General features: G+C 38.6%; 22 protein-coding genes. 5 read left to right on the top strand and 17 right to left on the bottom strand.

Annotation, left to right across the window (positions count from 1 at the left end; all coding sequences use genetic code 11):
* Nucleotides 1–114 precede the first annotated feature (114 nt).
* The 3 genes from ACOZIR_RS11730 to ACOZIR_RS11720 form a co-directional block, all read right to left on the bottom strand.
* Nucleotides 115–1,287, bottom strand: a complete 1,173-nt coding sequence (locus ACOZIR_RS11730) for an MFS transporter (protein WP_045291818.1) — start codon at nucleotides 1,285–1,287, stop codon at nucleotides 115–117.
* Nucleotides 1,257–1,709, bottom strand: a complete 453-nt coding sequence (locus ACOZIR_RS11725; RefSeq protein WP_421535614.1) for a MerR family transcriptional regulator — start codon at nucleotides 1,707–1,709, stop codon at nucleotides 1,257–1,259. Before ACOZIR_RS11725 ends, ACOZIR_RS11730 begins: the two co-directional genes overlap by 31 nt.
* Nucleotides 1,710–1,859: 150 nt before the next feature.
* On the bottom strand, nucleotides 1,860–2,522 hold the full coding sequence (locus ACOZIR_RS11720; RefSeq protein ID WP_045291719.1) for a hypothetical protein: 663 nt from the start codon (nucleotides 2,520–2,522) through the stop codon (nucleotides 1,860–1,862).
* 249 nt (nucleotides 2,523–2,771) lie between these two features.
* Here ACOZIR_RS11720 and ACOZIR_RS11715 point away from each other — a divergent pair, with 249 nt between their 5' ends.
* Together ACOZIR_RS11715 and ACOZIR_RS11710 are read left to right on the top strand one after the other, a co-directional pair.
* On the top strand, nucleotides 2,772–3,359 hold the full coding sequence (locus tag ACOZIR_RS11715) for a beta-class carbonic anhydrase (protein WP_013057294.1): 588 nt from the start codon (nucleotides 2,772–2,774) through the stop codon (nucleotides 3,357–3,359).
* A 16-nt stretch (nucleotides 3,360–3,375) separates the two neighbouring features.
* Entirely contained in the window at nucleotides 3,376–4,995 is a 1,620-nt protein-coding gene (locus ACOZIR_RS11710; RefSeq protein ID WP_045291720.1) for a SulP family inorganic anion transporter, read from the top strand.
* Nucleotides 4,996–5,037: 42 nt separating this feature from the next.
* Here ACOZIR_RS11710 and ACOZIR_RS11705 read toward each other — a convergent pair whose 3' ends face one another.
* Both ACOZIR_RS11705 and ACOZIR_RS11700 read right to left on the bottom strand, forming a co-directional pair.
* Nucleotides 5,038–5,721 (bottom strand): response regulator transcription factor, encoded by a 684-nt coding sequence (locus ACOZIR_RS11705; RefSeq protein WP_045291721.1) that lies wholly within the window; start codon nucleotides 5,719–5,721, stop codon nucleotides 5,038–5,040.
* Nucleotides 5,699–7,189, bottom strand: coding sequence for a sensor histidine kinase (locus tag ACOZIR_RS11700; protein WP_074680914.1), 1,491 nt, complete (start codon nucleotides 7,187–7,189; stop codon nucleotides 5,699–5,701). The genes ACOZIR_RS11705 and ACOZIR_RS11700 overlap by 23 nt, the downstream gene beginning before the upstream one ends.
* Nucleotides 7,190–7,459: 270 nt before the next feature.
* Here ACOZIR_RS11700 and ACOZIR_RS11695 point away from each other — a divergent pair, with 270 nt between their 5' ends.
* Entirely contained in the window at nucleotides 7,460–7,960 is a 501-nt protein-coding gene (locus ACOZIR_RS11695) for a GNAT family N-acetyltransferase (RefSeq protein WP_310878637.1), read from the top strand.
* A 42-nt stretch (nucleotides 7,961–8,002) separates the two neighbouring features.
* On the opposite strand, the gene ACOZIR_RS11690 is transcribed toward ACOZIR_RS11695, so the two are convergent.
* A complete protein-coding gene (locus tag ACOZIR_RS11690) occupies nucleotides 8,003–8,542 on the bottom strand; it encodes an SMI1/KNR4 family protein (protein ID WP_310878636.1) in 540 nt (179 codons plus the stop codon).
* A 155-nt stretch (nucleotides 8,543–8,697) separates the two neighbouring features.
* Nucleotides 8,698–10,290: an APC family permease gene (locus tag ACOZIR_RS11685; RefSeq protein WP_310878635.1), complete on the bottom strand. Its 1,593-nt coding sequence runs from the start codon at nucleotides 10,288–10,290 to the stop codon at nucleotides 8,698–8,700.
* 248 nt (nucleotides 10,291–10,538) lie between these two features.
* Here ACOZIR_RS11685 and ACOZIR_RS11680 point away from each other — a divergent pair, with 248 nt between their 5' ends.
* Nucleotides 10,539–12,107 carry an RQC-minor-2 family DNA-binding protein gene (locus ACOZIR_RS11680; protein WP_310878634.1) on the top strand — a complete coding sequence of 523 codons (1,569 nt, stop codon included), beginning with the start codon at nucleotides 10,539–10,541 and terminating at the stop codon, nucleotides 12,105–12,107.
* A 160-nt stretch (nucleotides 12,108–12,267) separates the two neighbouring features.
* Complete coding sequence (gene spoIIP, locus ACOZIR_RS11675) at nucleotides 12,268–13,437, top strand: stage II sporulation protein P (protein WP_045291726.1); 1,170 nt, start codon at nucleotides 12,268–12,270, stop codon at nucleotides 13,435–13,437.
* A gap of 26 nt (nucleotides 13,438–13,463) precedes the next feature.
* Here spoIIP and cobO read toward each other — a convergent pair whose 3' ends face one another.
* From cobO to ACOZIR_RS11625, 10 genes are read right to left on the bottom strand one after another with little or no spacing between them, the layout of a single operon-like run.
* Nucleotides 13,464–14,003, bottom strand: a complete 540-nt coding sequence (gene cobO, locus ACOZIR_RS11670; protein ID WP_045291727.1) for a cob(I)yrinic acid a,c-diamide adenosyltransferase — start codon at nucleotides 14,001–14,003, stop codon at nucleotides 13,464–13,466.
* Nucleotides 14,004–14,034: 31 nt separating this feature from the next.
* A complete protein-coding gene (locus tag ACOZIR_RS11665; protein WP_045291728.1) occupies nucleotides 14,035–14,604 on the bottom strand; it encodes a nitroreductase family protein in 570 nt (189 codons plus the stop codon).
* A gap of 20 nt (nucleotides 14,605–14,624) precedes the next feature.
* A complete protein-coding gene (cobA, locus tag ACOZIR_RS11660) occupies nucleotides 14,625–15,395 on the bottom strand; it encodes a uroporphyrinogen-III C-methyltransferase (protein WP_045291729.1) in 771 nt (256 codons plus the stop codon).
* A complete protein-coding gene (locus ACOZIR_RS11655) occupies nucleotides 15,392–16,774 on the bottom strand; it encodes a cobyrinate a,c-diamide synthase (protein WP_421535613.1) in 1,383 nt (460 codons plus the stop codon). The genes cobA and ACOZIR_RS11655 overlap by 4 nt, the downstream gene beginning before the upstream one ends.
* Nucleotides 16,775–16,787: 13 nt before the next feature.
* Entirely contained in the window at nucleotides 16,788–17,912 is a 1,125-nt protein-coding gene (locus ACOZIR_RS11650; RefSeq protein WP_421535612.1) for a cobalt-precorrin 5A hydrolase, read from the bottom strand.
* A complete protein-coding gene (gene cobM / locus ACOZIR_RS11645; protein ID WP_025751698.1) occupies nucleotides 17,909–18,685 on the bottom strand; it encodes a precorrin-4 C(11)-methyltransferase in 777 nt (258 codons plus the stop codon). Before cobM ends, ACOZIR_RS11650 begins: the two co-directional genes overlap by 4 nt.
* A complete protein-coding gene (gene cobI / locus ACOZIR_RS11640) occupies nucleotides 18,682–19,383 on the bottom strand; it encodes a precorrin-2 C(20)-methyltransferase (RefSeq protein WP_045291732.1) in 702 nt (233 codons plus the stop codon). The genes cobM and cobI overlap by 4 nt, the downstream gene beginning before the upstream one ends.
* A gap of 2 nt (nucleotides 19,384–19,385) precedes the next feature.
* A complete protein-coding gene (gene cbiE, locus ACOZIR_RS11635) occupies nucleotides 19,386–20,582 on the bottom strand; it encodes a precorrin-6y C5,15-methyltransferase (decarboxylating) subunit CbiE (RefSeq protein ID WP_421535611.1) in 1,197 nt (398 codons plus the stop codon).
* On the bottom strand, nucleotides 20,572–21,675 hold the full coding sequence (locus ACOZIR_RS11630) for a cobalt-precorrin-5B (C(1))-methyltransferase (RefSeq protein WP_028408304.1): 1,104 nt from the start codon (nucleotides 21,673–21,675) through the stop codon (nucleotides 20,572–20,574). Before ACOZIR_RS11630 ends, cbiE begins: the two co-directional genes overlap by 11 nt.
* A 3-nt stretch (nucleotides 21,676–21,678) precedes the next feature.
* Nucleotides 21,679–22,326, bottom strand: a complete 648-nt coding sequence (locus ACOZIR_RS11625) for a precorrin-8X methylmutase (protein ID WP_013083415.1) — start codon at nucleotides 22,324–22,326, stop codon at nucleotides 21,679–21,681.

Below are 22,326 nucleotides of genomic sequence, written 5' to 3'. Positions count from 1 at the left end.
GTATACGTACAAGTTGGTAAAGAGTTTCATTTTTATGATTAAAAACGTTTTTACTATTATAACATAAAACAAAATAAAAGGCTTTTTACAGGAAAAAGCCTTTTATTTCAACGTTTATTTAGATACAGCTTCATTCGTTTGAGAAGTTGTTCTTACTTTTATAACCATAATAACAAAAGCTAACAACCCAAGAATCGCTGCTACGAGAAAAGGAGCTTGAGGCGCTACGGCATTGCCAATAACTCCTGATAATAAAGGAGCAAACGCTGCACCTAACCACCTTAAGAAATTATATCCTCCAGATGTAATTCCTCGTTCATAAGGAGATACTTCCATGACATGACTCGTAAATAATGCATTATTAAGTCCTGATACAAGACCTGCTGCCATGATTAAAACAATGCGCAACCATGTTGCATCAAAGGCAAATAAACAAATTAAAATAAGTGAAAAAACAATTAAGCTAACGTGTAACACTTGTTTTGGCTGATATCTTTTTTCTAACTGATGTGCTAAAACCGCTGAGCCATAAGCTAAACATAATCCCCATCCAAAGAAAACAAAACCAATTTGAAGAGCTCCGATCGATAGAATAAGCGGCGTATAAGCTAACACTGTAAAAAATCCGTAGTAATAAAGCATGCCTGATACAGCGCCTTGAGTAAATGGTTTTAATTTATAAAGTTTAACCATATCTTTAAAACCCGCTGCTTTACGAGGCTTAGTGCTTGTAGGCTGTTTAACAATCGTTAATACTAAAATAAAGGCGATAAAAATTAAAGCACTTGTACCGAAAAAAGGCAATCTCCAAGAAGCATTTCCTAACACGCCTCCTACAAGCGGTCCTCCGGCCATTCCCAAACCAATTGCAGCTTCATATAATCCTACTGCTTTTTTCACTTCACCTGATAATGCAATAAGCAGCGTCATAGCTGTTGCAAAGAAAAACGAATTACCAAGTCCCCATCCTGCTCGGAAAATGGAAAGCTGAGGAATATTGTTAGAAAACCCGCATAGCGCTGCAAAAATCGTCACAATGATAAGTCCTGTTACCATCAAACGCTTGTCTCCTACACGTGATGCTAAGATGCCTGCTGGAATCATCATAATAGCCATCATTAACAAGTAGGAAGTAAATAACATTTCTACTTGCCAATGGGAAGCTCCAATTTGCTTAGCAATCTCTGGTAAAATCGGATCTACTACCCCGATCCCCATAAACGCTAAAAAAGTAGCTACTACCGTAATAATTTGACCTAATCGGTTATTTGAATGCTGTCCTTCCACTCTTTCATCTCTCCTTTTGTTTTTGTTTTTGTTTTTTCATGTATTTCCATAGCAGATTCTCGCATTTCTTTTAATTCTGTTTTAAATGCCTGCATTTTAACCACTTTAAATTCAATCATTTTGATTTGATTTTCCAGTAAATTTTCTATTTTAGTTATCTCTTTCGCTGATAATCCTTGCTGCTCACTTCTTTCTTCAATCATTCTTTTGAGCGACATAAACTGCTGTAGCTCCTGTAAAGAAAAACCGAGAACTTCTTTTGCTTCTGCTACTTTCCTTAGTTCTTTTACCTCTTCTTCTGAATAAATCCGCGCATTTCCTTTTGTGCGCTGCGGGGGTAAAATGAGTCCAATCTCTTCATAATACCGAAGAGTACGCTTGGTCAAACCTGTCATTTTCGTCACGTCATCGATTAGATACATGTTTTCCCCTCCACCCTTTAACATTAACGTTAACGTCAATTCTATATTACCATTATAGATTAACGTTAACGTTAATGTCAACAATACCAAGACATTTTATGTAAATTTAAAAAATATGTGCACCAAAAAACCTATTGATAAATCAATAGGTTACATCAATATGTCATATAGCTGCTGTGCTGTTTCTCCTGTTACTTTACCGTACACTCCTCGTCTTTTAGAAGTAAGTTCCGCACTCTCCGAGGTGAATCGTATATTGTATACGACTCCTTCATAAGTAAGCTGTACATCTGGGTCAAGAGCGACGCTGTAATCAGCTTTTTTCCATTGAATTTGTTTCATAATTGATTCTACAGCTAAAGCATCTTCTGAACTTAACGTTTTATCTCCTGCTTTTATAGGCTTGCCCTCCCTTTTTTTATTAAATTTTAGTTCAGAATGAGAAGATGAAAATTCAAGTTGGTTTTTATCATGCGCTATGAAATCTTGGGGTAGTTCTACATAGCGGACAACTTCTCCTTCATGTACAAACACAAACATTTGATTAGCAGCAGATATTTTTTTCATCACCTCTTCACTGATCGGTGCGTTTACAAGTTTTTCTACGTCGGCTTTCTTGCTTTTGTTTGTGAATAAATATCCTTTTTCCCATTTAAAATCACTTAACTTCAATATATCGACTGAGCTTACACCTTTTTTTTCAAATGATTGCTGAATATTTTGCCCCATTTCTTTGTCATTGGTGACTTGAGCATTAGAACTGCACCCTACTAAACAACAAAAAATAATGCCTATTGCTATAAGAGCCTTCACTTTTGCCTTCCTCCTCTCTACCATTCTTTTAGACAATTCCAACTTTGTACCATTTTAACATATAATTCCTATTTTTTCGTGAAAAGAAGGAAAGAATACGCTTATATAATTTCACGCATATAAATTTGATTTATTTACAAGTTTTTTCTGAATGTTTTAAGAAAAATTTAATATTTTATTTAGTTCGTTTTTAAACTTTATCTTTAGACTAAAAAATAAGTTAAAAATAAATAACGCAGGAGGAAAACAATGACTTGTCTATCTGAAGTTTTAAAGTTTAATGAAAAATTTGTAACAAATAATCAATTTGAGGCTTTTCAAACATCCAAATTTCCTAACAAAAAAATAGTCATCTTAACTTGTATGGATACACGTTTGTTAGAATTACTTCCTAAAGCTATGGGGCTAAAAAATGGAGATGCAAAAATAGTTAAAAATGCCGGAGCTGTTATCTCCCATCCCTTTGGAAGCGTCATGAGAAGTATCTTAGTTGCCGTCTATGCTTTGCAAGCTGATGAAGTATGTGTCATCGGTCATCATGAATGTGGAATGACGGGTATGAAAGCTGAAGCTATTTTAGCCTCTGCTGAACAAAGAGGGATTAGCACGGAACAAATTCGTAATCTAAAATATGCTGGTATTGATTTAGAATCATGGCTGACTGGATTTGAATGTGTAGAAGATAGTGTCGAAAACAGTGTGGATATGATTCGAAATCATCCTTTATTACCAAAAGACGTGCTTGTTTCTGGAATGGTCATTCATCCTTCAACAGGAAAACTTGACGTCGTTGTAAACGGCTATTCCCAAGACCGAGCTGAAACCGTAAGCTCATGAAGGAGGATTTTATCGAATGCTAAAAGATAACCGATTTCAAGGCTATTCAGCAGGGCATTTACAAAAAGACATTATCGCCGGTTTGGTTGTTGGGGTCGTTGCTATTCCTTTAGCAATGGCCTTTGCCATCGCTTCTGGTGTAAGACCTGAATACGGGATTTATACAACCATTATCGCAGGGATTATGGTTTCAATATTAGGCGGATCGAAATTTCAAATTGCAGGCCCAACAGGTGCATTTGTTCCGGTGCTGCTTGGAGTTGTCATGCAATATGGTTATGAGAACCTCATTATTGCCGGCTTTATGGCTGGAATTATGATTACGCTTCTCGGAATATTTAAACTAGGGAAACTTATAAAGTTTATTCCGCGCCCTGTGACGATTGGATTTACAGCAGGAATTGCGATTATTATTTTCTCAGGTCAGATCGCTAACTTTTTAGGACTAAAGGGAATTGCAAAACATGAGGAATTTCATTTGAATATGATTGAAATCCTACGAAAAATTGCAACGATTAACATTTACAGCGTCATCATAGCCGCTATTTGTTTAGCTATCGTGATTATAACGCCAAAGTTTTTACCTAAAATTCCCGGTGCCCTTCTAGGTCTTCTTGTCTCCACACTTGTAGCCATTACACTGTTCCCAGGAAAAGTTGCAACGATTGGCTCTACTTACGGTGCCATTCCGAGTAAACTACCATCTTTTAGCTTCCCAGATTTAACATGGGATAACATCGTGATGCTATTTCCTGCTGCCTGCGTAATTGCGATGCTTGGAGGTATTGAATCTTTACTATCAGCTGTTGTTGCTGATAATATGGCCAAAACCAAGCATAATAGCAATAAAGAGCTTGTGGGCCAAGGAATTGCTAATATCGCTACCTCGCTATTTGGCGGAATTCCAGCAACTGGTGCCATTGCCAGAACAGCGACCAATATCAAAAACGGCGCAGCTTCTCCGTTATCAGGAGTTATACACGGCTTAGTTGTTTTATTGGTCCTTGTGATGCTGGCTCCTTATGCATCAAACATTCCGCTGGCAAGTATGGCACCTATTTTAATGTTTGTGGCTTGGAATATGAGTGAGCGTAAAGAATTTGCGCATATTTTAAAAACCAAGTCAGCTGATTCATTTGTACTTGTAGCTACGTTTTTATTAACAGTTTCAATCGATTTAACAACAGGTGTAGGCGTGGGTCTACTTTTAGCTATTGTTATGTTCGTGAAACGAATGAGCGGATCACTGAAGATATCAAAGGTTTTAGCGGAAACATCTGAGAACGCTCACAAATCTGAGTTGATGGAATATACCATGCAAGGATCTCTTTTCTTTGGATCTGCTGAAGTATTAGAAAATTCCTTTGATAACATCGCTGAAGCGAAACCGAAAGTTTTATTGCTTCGAATGAGCCAAGTCTCCTTTATTGATACATCTGGAGAAGCTTTACTATCGAAGGTGGTCGAACGTTTGAAAGATTCGCATAGCCAAGTCGTTATTTCTGGCTTACAGCACCAGCCGAAAGAAATGTTAAAGTCAACCGGTCTATATGATAAAATCGGTGAAAAAAATATATTTTCTTCCGAACCTCCCGTGAGTAAGATTAAAGCTCGTCATAGAATCGTTACTACGTAATAAAAAAGAGATCCGAACGATTAATCGTTCGGATCTCTTTTTTTAAATATTAAACCGGTACCCTGCTCCCCAAACCGTTTCTAGGTACTGAGGATCTGCTGGGTTTTCTTCTAACTTTTCTCTTAGTTTTCGAATGTGAACTGTTACGGTTGAAATATCTCCTGAAGAATCAAATCCCCAAATTTTTTCAAATAGATGTTCTTTACTTAATACTTGATTTGGATGAGAAACGATAAACTTCAGCAAATCGAATTCCTTCGCTGTAAAAAACACTTCTTTGTCATTCACAAATACTCTTCTAGCGAGCGTGTCAATCGCTAAGCCATGAATACGAATCATACGCTTTTCCTGCTTATCAGAGAGTCTTTCATATCTCGCTACATGCGCTTTGACTCTTGCGACCAGCTCCCCAGGGCTGAATGGCTTGGTAATATAGTCATCTGCACCTAGCCCGAGCCCTCTAATTTTATCAATTTCTTCTTTTTTAGCTGAAACTAAAATGATTGGAATATCTTTTGCAGCTCGAATTTGCTTGCACACTTCAAATCCACTCACTTTAGGGAGCATAATATCCAAAATAACCAGGTCAAAATGTTCATTTAATGCTTTTTCTAACCCCTTATCCCCGCTATATTGAACGTCTATTTCAAAATCGTTAATTTCTAAATAATCTCTTTGCAATTCAGCAATACTTACTTCATCTTCAATTAATAATATCTTCTTCATGTGTATCACCATTTTCATTCATTTTTTGCAAAGAAAAGAAAATACTTGTTCCTTCGCCAAGCTTACTTAGTGCCCAGATGTCTCCCCCGTGGCGTTCAACAATTTGTTTTGCAATGGCCAGTCCAAGTCCACTTCCTCCAGTATTGCTATTGCGGGACTGTTCTGCTCGATAAAACCGGTCAAAAATATGCGCTAATGCTTCCGGTGAAATTCCAGAGCCGTTGTCTTTTACTTCAATAATGAGTTCACTTTCGGTAGCAGAAAGAACGATATCGATTCTTCTTCTTTCTTTATCCATAAATTTAATGCTGTTGGTTGTTAAATTTATTAAAACTCTTCGCAGCTGCTCAGCATCTGCCTTTGCATACAGTGTCGTTAGAGAATCATTAGAAAATAAAACATCAATATCATGTTCGCTCATTTCAAACTGAAGCTCTTGCACATAACTTTCCATAAAGGCAGAAATATTAAGTTTTTTAAACACAAACGGAATTTCGTGCAAATCCAATTTAGAAAATAAAAACAGCTCATCGATTAACGCATTCATGTCTTTTGCTTTTGTTGAAATCGTTAACAAATATTTAGAAAGCTTATCTGGCGTATTAGCTACTCCATCTTGAATTCCTTCTACATATCCTACAATGGAAGTAATAGGAGTTCGTAAATCGTGTGAAATACTTGAAAGCAGCTGCTTTCGATTATCTTCATATTGAATTTGCAGTTCAACAGAAGATTTTAGTTTTTGCCTCATTTCTTCAAAAGCTTGCGTTAATTCCCCTATTTCATCCTTTGAATTAGCAGAGATCTCAAAGTGAAGATCACCTTGTTTTATTTTTTCAGCCGCTTCTTTTAATTCACGAATGGGTTTAATAATGCTTCTTGAAACAAGATAGTTTAAAAATCCAATAATCACAATGACTAAAATTAATAGTAGAAAGATTAAAAAAGGGAAAATTCGATTAATAATACCTACATAAGGGCTGATTTTTCGCAAAACGTAAATGCTTCCTTTTTCTTGATTCGAGAAAGGAAAATCAAGGTTGATATATGTAAAATACTGCTTGCCTATGCGCAACATGTCCTGCTGATACGAATGATTTCCTTTACTTTTTTGATGCTTTGGCAAGTATTTACGAAGGTTTTCTCCTTTAATGGATTCTGAAGCATATACAATCTCTGTGTTTTTTTGAATCACAATATCAATATTTTCAAATTCATATTTTTTAACCGTCTTCGGCCGCAGCAGCTGTTCTGGTTTTTTTTCACTCAATAACTTTAAATCTAAGAATGCATTTTCTTCTTCTGGCGTTAACAATTTATACTCATAGGAGTGACTGTACAGTTTTCTTACAAAATCGGCGTCTCCAGTAATGGAGAAGAAAATGAGAAAGCCCGATAAAAAAAGCAAAATAATAAAGACAAACACAATACTGATATACGTTAAAACAAAACGCAGCTGAATTGACATTTCTTCCCCTATGCCCCTTTGGCTTTAACAAAACTATTTGATAGACTAGTAAAGGTGAATAACAAATAGATCGTTAGACATTATACATGTAGCAAAAATTAAAACAAGAAAACAAATGTATATTCTCACTTTACCGTGATAGAGTGAGAATGAACACCACCTTTTTTACCATTTTATGAATTACTGGAAAATTATGATCTATTTTTCATAATATTCTTAGGCTGAAAGGTATACTATATGCCTTAATATTTTAAAAAAGGAGACTTTTTAATGAAAATTATTAAAGCTACTTCCTCTCACATCCCTTCTGTTGCCCGTCTGTACGTAGACAGCTGGCGCATTACATACAAAGAGTTAGTACCTGATGCTTATTTAAACAACTTGTCTTATAAACAAAGTGCAGAAAAATGGTCCCTTTTTCTTACCGATCCTTCTCATTTTATTTTGCTCGCTATCGATGAACGAGGAGAGATTGTCGGCTTTTCAGCGGGTAAGCCTCATTTGTCCAGCGCTGAAATATACGCGCTATACGTTTGTAAGGAAGTGCAAAGCCAAGGAATTGGTCATCTTCTATTTTCTCATTCAGTAAAAGAATTTGCTGATCAGCACTATACGTCTATGATTATTTGGGCTATGAAGAAAAATAAGAAAGCGACTCAGTTTTATAAAAAATTAGGCGGTAAAAAAATCTTGAATCGCACAAGTCAGTTTGGAGAAACTAAAGTTGAAGACGAAGCATACGGTTGGGAACGTCTTCCTTCTAATAAATAAACGAGCACACTAGTGTGCTCGTTTATTTATTAGAAGATAATATTATTGAGCCGTTGTCTTTTTATCCGTTGAATGAGCTTTATTACAAACCCCATTCCAGTGCCAAAAACAATTCCCTTGACTCACTATAAAACAATCCAGCCATTTCTGAAAATTCATATGTAATACATGTGCATCTTGAAACGATGCGGTCCGCTTTTTTACTATTATATATGCAGGATGCGCTGATTTTTTAGAGTCAATGATAATCTCTTCTTCTCCAACAGACCCAATTGTCATATAAAGACTCTGACTTTTATAAGCTGTTTCTCTTACATCTTCTAAGCTATAAAGATTCCCTGTTATTTTTTTGTCAGCATCAATGAACAAATTACACCCATTTGTTAGCTGCAAAAACTGCTTGTAGTCTTCAGGAAGTGATACATGCATTTCTTCTTCAAAAACTTGCAGTTGGTTCTTGCTTACTCCATCAAAAAAAGTACAAGTGGTTCTGTATACTTCTCCTTCATTTTTACACACTTCTATAACATTATTGTTTTCCCACAGCCGCTTTCGAAGTGAATTTATTATTTTTTCAATCATACTCTTCCTCCAAGCGTTGGATTTAAAACGGTTACATTACATTAATTAAACAATAATGTGCTAATTCCTTCTTTCCTACTCAATTATACGATAAACTTTAGAAATTCATGTTTGAATAACATAGAAAAAAGCAGCGAATATCACTGCTTTACAGGTTATACAGGCGCTTTTTCTTCCTGTTCAGGATGGTGATCGTAATCAATAAGCGCTTTTGGAAGGCCTGTATATTTAGCCCAATAATAAATCCCAAGAGATACGAACGCTATGATAATTAAGTCTACAGGCGTATCAATTAAACCTTTCCCTCCGCCGAACGAACCGATATAAGAAATAAAGAGCATGATGATATAATAAGCAACTAACCACCATGTTGATTTAATCTGCTGACGAAGACTTACTTCATTTTTAGGCACATATTTAGCAAAAATCAAATATATAACAAACATAATCAGTTGAGAAGTTAGCAGCCATGAAATGGTCTTCCATCCTGACCAGTACACAATAAAGGAAGCAAAAATAAAGGATAACGGACCAATTATACTCATTCCTCTTAATTTAAAAGGCTTTTCCAAATCTTTTGCGTTCACCATAAAGGCCGCTGATGAAATTGGTGCAATCGCGTAAGAAAGAATAAGCGCAACAGAGCATACGTTTACGAGTGCATTCCACGAAGGAAATGGCAGTGTCCAAAAAATCGAAAGTCCTAATGAAAGCCATAAAGATGATCGTGGAATCCCTGTTTTTTTATCCACATGAGCAAACGTTTTAAATAACGTACCGTTACGAGACCAAGCATAGATAAGTCTAGATGTTGTATTCATAAAAATATTGCCGTTACCACCCGGTGATAAAATAGCGTCTAAAATAACAAGTGTTGCTAGCCAGCCAAGACCAAGAACAACAGCGATGTCTTTAAACGGCAGTGAAAATTTATCTTGAATGCCGGACCAACCGCCTGTGATCATATCAGATGGAATGGCCCCGATAAATAAGACTTGCAGAGCGGTATAAATAAGTGCCGCTAGAATGATACAAATCACAAGAGCAATTGGGATATTACGCTGAGGATTTTTCACCTCTCCAGCTACCGATACAATCGGATGAAGGCCTAAGTAAGCAAACATAACTCCACCTGTAGCAATGGCGGCCTGGATACCATCAAATCCCCCGGGAGCAAACTCTCCCATCGTAAAGTTTCCTGACTTAAAATAAAATGCCAGCGTTACGATTACTGTAAGCGGTACAAAATATTTAAAAATGGAAATAATAATATTCGATTTCGCAAATGCTTTTACGCTCCAGTAATTGAGTAAAAAGAATAAGCAAAGCAGCACAAATTGTAGAATCCATCCAGATATCGTCGGTGAATCAGATCCAGCTTTTGTTAAACCCGGAAACCAGTAAGCCACGTACTGTCTTACCGCTGTTACTTCGATAGCAATTAAACTAGTGTACGCTACGATGGTAATAAACGAAATCATATAGCCTACAAGATGACCGTGTGAATAAACAGGATATCGAATAATTCCTCCTGTACGAGGCAAGGCAGCCCCTAGCTCAGCGTATACAAGGCCTATTAATAAAATAATAACTCCACCAATAACCCAAGAAAAACTTCCTGCAGGACCTGCTTGCGTAGCGACATTACTAACGGCAAACAGCCAAGCGGAACCAAAGATTGCCCCTAATCCAATCAATGTTAAATCTAATAGGGATATCGTCTTTTTAAACGGACCTTTATTCTCCATAAGCTTCCTCCTTTGGATGAATCATCACTTTTGTTGGTTTTTTTGACAACATTCATATATATTCGATAATATGTGTCAAAATTTTTATTACTATACCCATTCAAAATTACTTTGAATCCCTTTTCTTTATTTCTGCAGATTAATTAACAGAAAATTCAAAAATTATTCTTGCGTTTAAGGACACATTAAAACTTTTTCTTCTTTTCTTTAATGGGTAAAATACTCAATAAATGAAAGGAGTTAGATAAATGACTTTACCAGAGAATTTGCATGTTGATTTTACAGCTTATAACCACTTAACATTCCTTCCACTCGGACGTAAAAATAAATCGATTCGCTCCCTAGGAAGTAAACATACTAAAGGGCTACTTGGACGTTTAAATGACTACTTTGAGCGAGCAATGAATGAGTTGCCTCAAGAAGATATCATCCTTTTTCAAACATTCTTATATGGAAGTCATAGGGGCGGTTTTCCCGTCGCAATTGATAAAAATGAAGACGTTTATCCTCACTTTTGGAAACCAACTTCATTTCTATGGAAAGAATATAATAAGAATCGCGGCATTCCTATTCATCATGATGAGTTTTATTCTCAAGATTTTACGGTTTTGACTAAAAATGAGTTGGAAAATTATCTCGGTAGTATTATGAAAGATTACATGTTTTGCGCTAGAATACATGATTCGTCAAAAGAAGAATGGATTCAACACATTAATAAGTGTTTTTTCAAACATCCGCTCATTTCTCTTTATCACCGAAATGCAGATGTGATTGAAGCAATTGAACAATCAAAAAAATCACCTTTGCTTTTTATTATGAAAAACCCTGAGCAAATTGCTTTTTGGCGCAATCGGATTGAAATCATTATGAGACCTTTTCGCTCTCTTTCTTCCACCGCCTTTGAAAGAGGATTTTCAGATACGGAAGATACGGTATTAACTGTTCACGGAGAAAACGAGATCATTCGCTTAACTTCAGAAAACAGAGGTCTCGCCGTAACATATGATGTCACAGACGATGCCGTTTCACTCGATGATGAGTATAATGTAGTGCTAGCAGCCAAACGCTTAGCCACAACTCAGCGGCAGTTCGAAGAGATTATAGATGAAAATGAAGAAGTGATTCAAAAACTGCTTGTCTTTTTTAAATGGAAAAGTCTTTTAAAGCATCATGAAGTGCACATCAAAGAAATCCAAGATAAATTGTGCAGCCTAACCACTTATCAGCTTAATCAAAGACAAGTTTTACAGGAAAACGATCCCTTTCTTTCCTTCATTCAAAACGTATTACAAGTAAAAACACCGAATGCCAATCTCAAAGTTGGTTCCATTCAATGGTTTTCGCAATGGGATTTTCCAGATGTCACCATGCTGCAGGAAACAAACAAATTCACATGTTATATGGGTCCAAACGAAATAGAAACGAAGCTGACAGAAATAAGCGCTAAGATAGAAAATGAACTTCATAAGCAGCGTCAGGACCTGCTTTCGACTCCGCTAAAAATCGGTCAAACAACTTTTGATTCAAACCAAATGTTACAGTTATTAACACTTATAGATGCCTTAAAAAACACGGAAACTCAGCAGAGTTACGTACAAATTTTAGAAGGCGTTTCTACTAACAGCATTCGTCAAAAAGAGCTCGATAAAATACCCGCGTTTGGATTATTAAATTCCGTAAAGCGCAAGCGCATTGTTACGTATTTACAAGAATTACAAAACTGTCAGCTGCTTAAAAAAGAGAAAAAAGGATTCAGCCTCACTCCAAAAGGAGAAGCCATCCGACGTCTATTTGAAGAAGAATCACGGAGAATATGAGATTGTATCTCACGTGATTCTTCTTTTTTGATTTTGAAGACTACTTTCTCTATTAAATGCTTATCATAATTAGAAATCTCCATTCATATAATTATTACTAGATTAGCAAAGTCCTTCATACCTATTAGCCTGACGCTGACATAGAGAGGAGATTTCGACATTGAAATCTAGTAATCGCGCCAATTTTGTAGTGTTAACATATAAGATGGTTCTGGTTATTTTATCCGTTGTTTTAATGACATCATCTATCATTGTTCTAGTAAGTTACTCAGCATTTAAAGAACAGTTCAATTCTTCTATTGTCTATCAAACGTTATCAAAGCATAAAGCAGAAAGTCTTTATTATTTAATGAGCCAAGAAAACCATCATTTTTCAACGGCTTTTGATAAAAACTACTCGCCTCCAGGTCTTTCTTCTACACTGCTCGAGTTATCAACAAGTATTCGAGCAGAAGACGCGAGAAGCTTGTTTGGTTCCGAACTTCCTGGATTCAGTATTTACGATTCCAATATTATTATCGCCGGTGAAGGCACAAATTTCACAAACTTCCCTAGAGAATCTGCACCGCCGCTAGATGAAACGCTAAAAGAAAGAAATTCTACTACAAAAGTTCAGCAGCCTAAAGAAAACAATGGTACGAACGCTCCAAATAATAATACAACTGGCGGAAAAAAGGTATTTTATATTTATCATACGCACAGCTGGGAATCTTACTTGCCTCTGTTAGGACTTGAAGGTGATCCAGATGCTAATAAAGCAGTGGATAGCAAAACAAATATTAATATTGTTGCAAATATGCTAGGAAAAGATTTAGAGGCTCAGGGAATTGGGGCAGAAGTAGATCAAACCAATATTGGACAGAAATTAAAAGAAAAAGGTTGGAACACCAATCAATCGTACGCCATGTCTCGCACAGTAATTGAAACGGCGATGACTGAAAATAGAGATTTAACGTACTTTATCGATTTGCACCGAGATTCGCTTCGAAAAGATAATACAACCATTAAGATTAACAATAAATCATATGCAAAAGTTGTGTTTGTTTTAGGGAAAGCAAATCAAAACTTTGAACAAAACTTAAAAATGGCAAAAGCGCTTCATGAAGGTCTTGAAAAGAAATATCCCGGCTTAAGCCGCGGAGTTATTGGCAAAAACAAATCCAGCGGTAACGGTGTATATAATCAAGATGTTTCTAAAAATGCGATTTTAATTGAAGTGGGCGGAGTTGATAATAACTTTGATGAACTAACCAACACAACAAAAGCACTGTCTGATGTCATTAGCCAATTTTATTGGCAAGCTGAAAAAGTAGATGCTCCTGCTCAATAAAAAAAGCCCTCTTCATTGAGGGCTTTTTAAAATTCAATTCCTTTTACAGCAGGAATTCCTTCATCATAATAATGTTTATGAGGCTTCATTTCCGTCACAAGATCTGCTGCTTCCATCACTTCTTTTTTTGCAGAGCGTCCGGTAATGACCAAATGCATATGCTCAGGACGCTTTTGAATAAGGTCAATTACTTCGTGTAGCGGTAGCACATCATCAATAGGAAATTTCTCGATAGCCAGTGCATTATTTAACTCGTCTAAAATAACCACATCATATTCGTTCGAGAAGACTTTTTCCTTCGTGAGCGCCCAGGCTTTTTGCAAAGCTTCACGATGTTCAGGCGGTGTTTTTGTCCACGTAAAGCCGACTCCTGTTTGAATCATTTCAATTCCTATTCTGTCAAACATCAGCTTTTCTCCATATGTACGCTGAGGAGATTTAATAAATTGAATTATTAATACTTTTTGTCCGCGTCCCGTAGCGCGCAACGCAAGACCTAAAGCAGCGGTTGTTTTCCCTTTTCCGTCTCCGGTATAAATTAACGTAAGACCACGTTTGTCTTTCAATCTAAAAACCTCTTTTTCTTCGAATTTCAGTTTACAGCCATGTTGTTTTTTCTGTAAACGGTGTTCTAGCAGGCTCTTTCATTTTTGTAAGAGACTCTTCATTTGGATAGCCTAAAAATACATTACCTACCACGACTTTACCTGAAGGCTTTCCGATAAACTCATACAGTCGCTCGTCTCGAACAAGACCAACGCCTCTTGTTCTCCAAACGAATCCAAGCCCTAATTCTTTAGCTGCTAGCCACATGGAATGAATCGCGCACGAAACCGCATATTTGTTATCTTCCGTGGCTTCTTCGTCTCCTTCAACTGTATCAGCTGTTACGACAATATGTACAGGTGTATTTTTCACTGCTTTTAGTGAACTTTCTACTAAATGAGGCTTTGTAGGAAAGCGCTCCTTTAAATACGCTTCAGCCAGTTCTTCATACTTCTTTTTTGCTTCTCCTTGAATCACATAAAAGCTCCAGGGCTCTCTCATTCGGTCATTTGGAGCCCACGTCGCTGCTTCAAGCAGCTGTTCGATTTTCTCTTGTTCCACTTCACGCGTTTCATGATCTCGTACCGCTCTTCGTTCTTTTAGCTGTGAAATAATCGTCATATTGTCTCCTCCTTTTAACGTTAAAGCAGAATATTTTCCGCTCTTTCTTCGAACCATTTTATTTTTTCTCTAATTGTCACAACTTCACCTACAAGCACGATGGCAGGATGAGCAATTTCTGCTTTTTTTGCTATGTCTTCGATTGTGGCAAGTGTTCCCGTTACGGTGCGCTGATACTTCGTCGTTCCCCATTGAACAAGCGCTACTGGCGTATGCTTATCTCGTCCATGGTCCATCAACTGCTTGCATATATGAGGTAAATTTCCAACGCCCATATAAAATGCAATTGTATCTATTCCTTGAGCAAGCGCTGACCAGTTTAAATAATCTTTTCCTTTTTCTTCTCTTCCATGCCCCGTTACAATGGCAAAAGAAGTGGCATGATCTCTGTGGGTAACAGGAATTCCTGCATACGCTGGAGCTGCAATTCCTGACGTGATACCAGGCACGACTTCGTAAGGAATTCCTTGAGTAGCAAGTACTTCAGCTTCCTCTGCTCCACGGCCAAACACAAAAGGATCCCCTCCTTTTAAGCGCGTCACTACTTTTCCTTGAAGTGCTTTTTCAACAAGCAGTTCGTGAATACGATCTTGGATGACTCCGTGCTTGCCCGGTAATTTCCCGCAAAAAATAAGCTCCGCGTCTTTTTTAGCATAGTTTAATAACTGTTCATTAGCTAAGCGGTCATATAAAATGACATCCGCTTCTTGAATACACTCCATTCCATATACGGTTATTAGCTTCGGATCTCCTGGTCCGGCTCCTACTAAATATACTTTTCCAACTGTCACACGGCATCTCTTCTTTCTTTTTTTACCGCTTTACACTGTTCCACCCAGTTTTCTACCATCTTCGTAGAAGAGCCAAAATGAAAGTGCGTATAGCCGGCAATTAAATTATTGTTCATATAGCCTTCTTCTTTCATTCCTCGCATCCCTTTTGTATCATAGGCAGGCGAAAACTCTTTCTCTGAAGAAAAGGTTGAATAATGAAATTCATGGCCTTTAGCTTGTATATCGCCTTTAAATAAAAAATTCCCTGGCTTTCCCGTCACTTCCCGGTATCCTAACGCAGCTAATTTTGTCTGCATTCTTACTTGTCCGGGAATAAGCCCCACCATTTCATGGCATGTATCATCTGTTGTGACAATAGCATCTGTTAAGAACATAAAGCCTCCGCACTCAGCAAGTGTAGGAATCCCTTTTTCGATGGCTGCTCGAACAGAATTTTTAACGTCACTTTGCTGAGCCAGCGTTTCAGCAAATTCTTCTGGAAATCCGCCTCCTATGTAAAGGCCGTCAGCATCTTGTGGGACCATTTCTCCTTTTAAAGGTGAAAACTCTACAAGCTCTGCTCCGTAAGCTTTTAACAATTCGAAATTTTCTTCATAATAAAAGTTAAAAGCGGCATCTCTTGCCACAGCAATTTTCACTTGAGGTACGGACGGCTTTGTAAAGATAGGATCATTAATTTCTATTTTAGGAGCTAAAGCCAGTTCATATACTTTTTCAATATCAATTGTATCATGAACAAGCTGACCTAACTGTTCAAAAAACGGTGTTAATTCTCCTCGTTCAATCGATGGAATGAGCCCGAGGTGACGTTCAGGAATCGTAAGATCATCGTTTCTTTTCAAGTAGCCTACTACAGGAATATGACATTCCTGCTCAATTGCTGCCTTAACAAGTTTATAATGCCCTTCACTTCCAACTCGGTTAGCAATCACACCGACAATGTTCGCTTCGGGTAAAAATTGCTGAAACCCTTTTACAATTGCCGCTGCGCTTCTAGCCATACTAGCACAATTGACAACTAAAAGGACGGGGCTATTTGTGATTAAACTAATTTCTGCTGTTGACCCTCCGTTTGTTAACGGATTTTTCCCATCAAAAAATCCCATAACCCCTTCCATGATGGAAATATCAGCATCTTGACTAGCTCGAGCGACAATTTCTCTAACCATATCGTGTTCAAGCATCCAGCTGTCTACATTACGAGACGCTCGTTCTGTAACAGCCGTATGATACGTTGGATCAATATAATCAGGTCCGCATTTAAACCCTTGAACTTTATAACCAGCTTGTCTTAATGCTGCCATCAGCCCGATTGTAAGTGTTGTTTTCCCTACGCCACTTCCGGTACCCGCAATGACGAGTCTTCTGTTTGACATGTTGTTCTCTCCTTTAGTCATTTGGAATAAGTGCCACTGAAATGGTGACATTCCCTGACTTTTTCTTCACAAGTTCAAGCGTATCAGCACCGCTGTATAACATAGCAGCAGGTTCACTAACACCATATGCACCTGTATATTTAAAGACAGTATCTGAAGGCTGCTGGATACTTATGCTGTTTAGCTCTTGGGGCGAATAGTAGACAAACTCCCAGCCGTACTTAGACGCCACTTCTAGCAGCCCTTCTTCATCTTTCTTTAACTCTATTGTACATAATGCTTTTACACTTTTCATTGAAAACTGAAGTTCAGCCAGCGTTTTTTCAATAACGGTTTCAATTTCAGCTGTACTTGTCCCTCGATTGCATCCCATCCCAATCGCTAATACTTTTGGCCGGTAAAGAACACCGTTTTCTAAGATCGCTTCTTCTTCTTTTTTTAAATTGCGATGCGTTACCACCAAGGCTGCATGTGGCGATGCTTCTAGAGCTGTCTGAATCGATGAGTACGTTTTAATGTTAGCTGGAACAGGGTGCTCATAGTGCCACCACCTCTTTTCACCTGATTCTTGAACCACCGCTATTTCTTCTTCGTTCACCACAGAAGCGCTCACAGGCGTTAATTTTTCTGCTGATTCCCACACCCAACCAAAGCGCTTGCCAAATAAATCAACCGGAATCGTTTTTTGAACATCGGATGCTGTTGTAATAACAGGATGGGCTTCAAGTGCTGCCGCCACTTCACGCGTAAGCTCATTTGCTCCTCCGATATGACCTGAGAGCACACTGATGACATTTTCGCCTTTATCATCAATCACAACAACCGCGGGATCCGTTTTCTTATCTTTTAAAATAGGTGCAATCATACGTACGACTGCTCCCAGTGAAATAATAATAATAAGTCCTTTATACGATTCAAAAAGAGAAGGCAAAAGCATCCGAACGCTTCCTGAAAACAGCTGAATGTTCTGCTCTTTTTCGTCTCCTTTTTCAAATTTGCTCATGTAATACACGTCGGACTGCTGAAAGATACGACCGAGATTTCTTGCAATTTCTACGCCGTGTTTTGTAATAGCTACAACGGCATAATCTCCATGTTGTGTAATAAGAGGTTTTTTTCCTTCTTGGAGTTGAATCATTCCGATTTCACTCCTCTTCGAAAGCCGTGGGTAAATGTTTTGTCATAAAGTTTTGAACGATAATCTTTGTCATGAATGTGTGGATCAAGTGCCCAGCCTGCCAGAATCATCGCCTGCTTGCGAATGCCGTTTGTTCGCATAGCATCATCAAGGTCTTTTACCGTTGTGCGAACAATTTTTTCATCTGGCCACGTTGCTTTATAGACTACTACAACCGGCGTGTCCTCACTCCAACCCGCGCTTATAAATTCTTTCATTACTTTTTTTGTGAGCGTCGCGCTTAAAAACAAAGCAATGGTACATTTATGTTTTGCTAAATCAGTTAATTTTTCAAACTCAGGTACAGGCGTTCTTCCTTCAGCACGAGTTAAAATAACCGTTTGAGTCAAATCTGGAATGGTTAATTCCGCTTCAGCCGCTGCAGCTGCAGCAAATACGGAGCTGACGCCCGGAACGATTTCAATATCAACGCCTTCTCTTTTTAAAAGTACCATTTGTTCCATAATGGCTCCGTACATAGCAGGATCTCCGGTATGAACTCTTACAACCATTTTTCCTTCACGCATGCGCTCAAGCATCGTACCGACCATTTCTTCTAAATGCATACCCGCTGTTTTTAACACTTCAGCTCCTGGTTTAGACTTAGCAACTAGCTCTTGACTTACCAGTGAGTCAGCGTATAAGACAACGTCTGCTTGCTGAAGTAATTTTAAGCCTTTTACGGTAATTAAATCTGGATCTCCGGGTCCAGCTCCGATTATGTATAACTTCATTTTCGCACCACCATTAGCGTTAAGTATTGTAAATCGGCTCCTTCTAGTTCTGAAGCTTTCCAGATAATCTCTTCATCTGACGTTACTTTTGTCACAACTGACGCTTTTTCAAGCAGATCAAGCTCTTTTAAAAGACCGACCATAAAATCGATGACTTTGGCCACTTTAATAAAAATGACGCAGTCGTTTTCCACTAATACTTTTTTCATTGTTTCATAATCTTCACGAGCAGGAACAATGGCTACGTGTTCATCCCCGTCTGCTAAGGGAATACCTAAGCGAGATGCAGCTCCATTAATGGATGAAATACCAGGAATTACTTGAATCGGAGCTTCAGGGTGGCGTTCTTGCATCAGGCGCATCATGTGAATAAACGTACTGTAAAGCATAGGGTCGCCTTCTGTGACAAATGCTACATCTTTTCCTTCCTCGAGCTTTTCCCATACTCGTTCTACCGTTTCGGTCCACTTTTTTTCTAAAATAGCAGGATCTTTTGTCATTGGAAACACAAGGCCCAGCATGTCTTTTTCATTTGCACTGAAATAGACATCAATAATTTTTTGGGCGTAGCTTTTGCTTCCTTTTTGCTTTTTAGGATACGCAATAACGGGTGATTCTTTTAATTTACGAAATGCTTTTACTGTAATTAGTTCTGGATCTCCCGGTCCAACTCCGAGTCCGTACAATGTTCCAATCATATTCATTCTCCTCTTTTAGCTGTAATAATATAAATGGGGTTTAAAGCGTCAAATCGTGTTAAATGTAAAATGGGCTTGCTTCTTGAAATTTGTGCAAGGGTAACTGCAGTCTCAAACCCTCGTTCTTTAAAAGCTTTCATTGCTTCTGCTAAATTTTCAATCGTTACGGCATTTAATACGATGCGCCCTCCTGCGTTTAATCGGCTGCAGCACACGTCCAAAATGGTTTCCATGCCTCCTGCTGTCCCTCCAATAAACACCGCGTCAGGATCAGCAAACTCACTTAACCCTTCCGGTGCTTTTCCGTGCACAGTGTGGGCGTCTACTCGAAATTTCAATAGATTTTCTCTGCAGTTTTCCAAGTCTGCTTCATTTTTTTCCACAGCAAAAATTTGTCCTTCACGCGCAATTTTAGCCGCTTCAATCGCGACTGAACCTGTACACGTTCCGATATCCCATACCACGCTGTCTTTCTTTAGCTGCAGGGCGCTAATACTAAGTGTGCGAACTTCTTTTTTAGTGATAAGTCCTTTATCCGGCTTGCGTTGAATAAATTCACCATCTTCTATTCCAAGCGGCCACACTGGACTTTCTTCCACCTGCTTTAATATCACGACATTAAGCGGAGAAAAAACTTGATTCGCCGCTTCTTCCAACGAAAGCAGCTGACAGCGCTCCGTTTTCCCTCCTAAATTCTCTGCTACAAACATCTTGTATTCAGTCATGCCAAATGACAATAAGTAGTTTGCCAGAACATTAGGGGAATTTTGCTCATCTGTTAGAATCGCTGCTTTTTTGTGACCGTCTATGCGCTGAGCCAGTCCCTTTATGCTTCTGCCGTGCACACTTGTAAAATAAGCGTCTTGCCAGCGCTCTTTTAGACGTGAAAATGCAAGTTGAATAGAGCTTAAATAAGGATATATTTCAACGTCGAGCTTCGTAGAAAGATAGCTTCCGATTCCGTAAAACAGCGGGTCGCCTGAGGCTAACACAACCACGTTTCCTTCTTCGTTTTTTAAACGTCCAACAAGGGAAGAAAGACCTCCTTCAACCGCTACTTTTTCTCCTTCGAAATCTTGAAAAAAGTCAAGGTGACGCTTTCCTCCAATTAGCACATCACTTTCATACACCCACTGTTCATACATAGGAAGCAGACTTAACTTCCCGTCGTCACCAATTCCAATAATTTTAATTGCCATGTTGCACCGCCTGTCCTAAAAAATCTCCTTTTAATGTGTAAAGAGACGTATCGACATCGATTCCGTCCCCTACCTCCTTTAATGCTGATAAACAGCAGTACTCGCACAGTTTTTCAAAAAACTGATGATGACCGCTTTGCGTCATTAAATCTCCCACTTGAGAAGCTGTATTTGCGCCTTTTATTTCCTCTACCAGTTCAGCAGAAGCGCCTGACTCAGAAGCTGCTTTTGCTAAAAAATTAAAATCAATGGGTGCACTTTTTGAATGAACCATCATCACGCCTTGCGCGACTTTTGAAAACTTTCCCATCATGCCTACGAGCGACACTTTTTTCATTCCTTGCTTTTTACATTGTTTTAAAGTAAATCCAACAAAATCTCCCATTTCTATAAATGCTTCTTCCGGAAGTTCAGGGAACTGTTTCATTCCATACTTTTCGCTTCGGCCCCCTGTCGTAATAACAACGTGCTCACAATTACTCGCTTTAGCAACGCTGATTGCCTGCACGATGCTTGCTTTATAAGCAGCTGTTGAGAACGGAACAACAATCCCCCGCGTCCCCAGTATTGAAATGCCTCCTAAAATACCTAGACGCGCATTTAGTGTCTTTTTCGCCATTTCTTCTCCCTCAGGAACCGAGATGACAATCTTTACGCCTTTTTGTATATTGTATTGGGCTAGAAGCTGTTCAGCCGTTTCTTTCAGCATCTTTCTTGGAACAGGGTTAATGGCTGCTTCACCGACAGGAACTGGGAGACCGGGTTTTGTCACACGCCCTACTCCCACTCCTCCATCAATGATAATGTCTGCACCATTACACCACGAAACTTCAGAAATAATCAGCGCTCCGTGCGTGGCATCGGGATCGTCTCCAGCATCTTTAATGATGCTGGCTACAGCGCTGCTTGTGCGATACTCGCATTCTTCAAGATGAAACGTAGCAAAGCGGCCGACAGGTAAGTAAATCGTTGACTCATCTTGCACTTCTCCTGAAATTAGCGTAAGCAGAGCTGCTCTCGTAGCTGCCGTTGCACAAGCGCCCGTCGTATAGCCTTCTCTGAGTTTCTTAGGTTCTTTTGGCACTTCCTTCATGTGTTACACCTGATCTGCAAGAATTGAAATTGCATTTAATGCAGCAACCGTTACCGTACTGCCGCCTTTTCGCCCGATGTTTGTAATAAACGGCACGTCAAGTTTTGCAAGTTCTTCTTTAGATTCAGCTGCTGAAACAAATCCTACCGGCAGACCAATAACAAGCCCAGGCTTCGCTTCTCCTTCTTTAATCAAACGAATTAACTCAAGTAAAGCTGTCGGGGCGTTTCCAATTGCAAAAATCCCGCCATCTGCTTCTTTAATTGCTTTTCGCATAGAAATAATTGCACGCGTTGTATTTAAGCGCTTTGCTTCTTCCATTACGTCCGGATCTGAAATATAAACTTTGATTTCACCGCCGTGTTTTTCAATTCGCTGCTTGTTTGTTCCTACTTGTACCATTTGTACATCTGCAACTACTTGCTTGCCGCTGCGAATGGCTTTAATTCCTGCTTGAATCGCATCCGGATGAAACAGCATGCTGCGTCCAAGCTCAAAGTCTGCAGACGCATGAATTACGCGCTGAACAATTGGGTACTGTTCATCTGTAAACGGATGAGGTCCAAGCTCTTCTGTAATCATCTCAAAACTTTTTCCTTCAATTTGCTGAGGCTGAACAGTTAACGGTTTAAATTCTGTACGAAAATCCAT

It is taken from the genome of Priestia sp. D3YE.R1 (assembly GCF_049199565.1).
Lineage (GTDB): Bacteria > Bacillota > Bacilli > Bacillales > Bacillaceae_H > Priestia > Priestia aryabhattai.
This window is presented reverse-complemented; position numbering and strand designations above follow the sequence as displayed.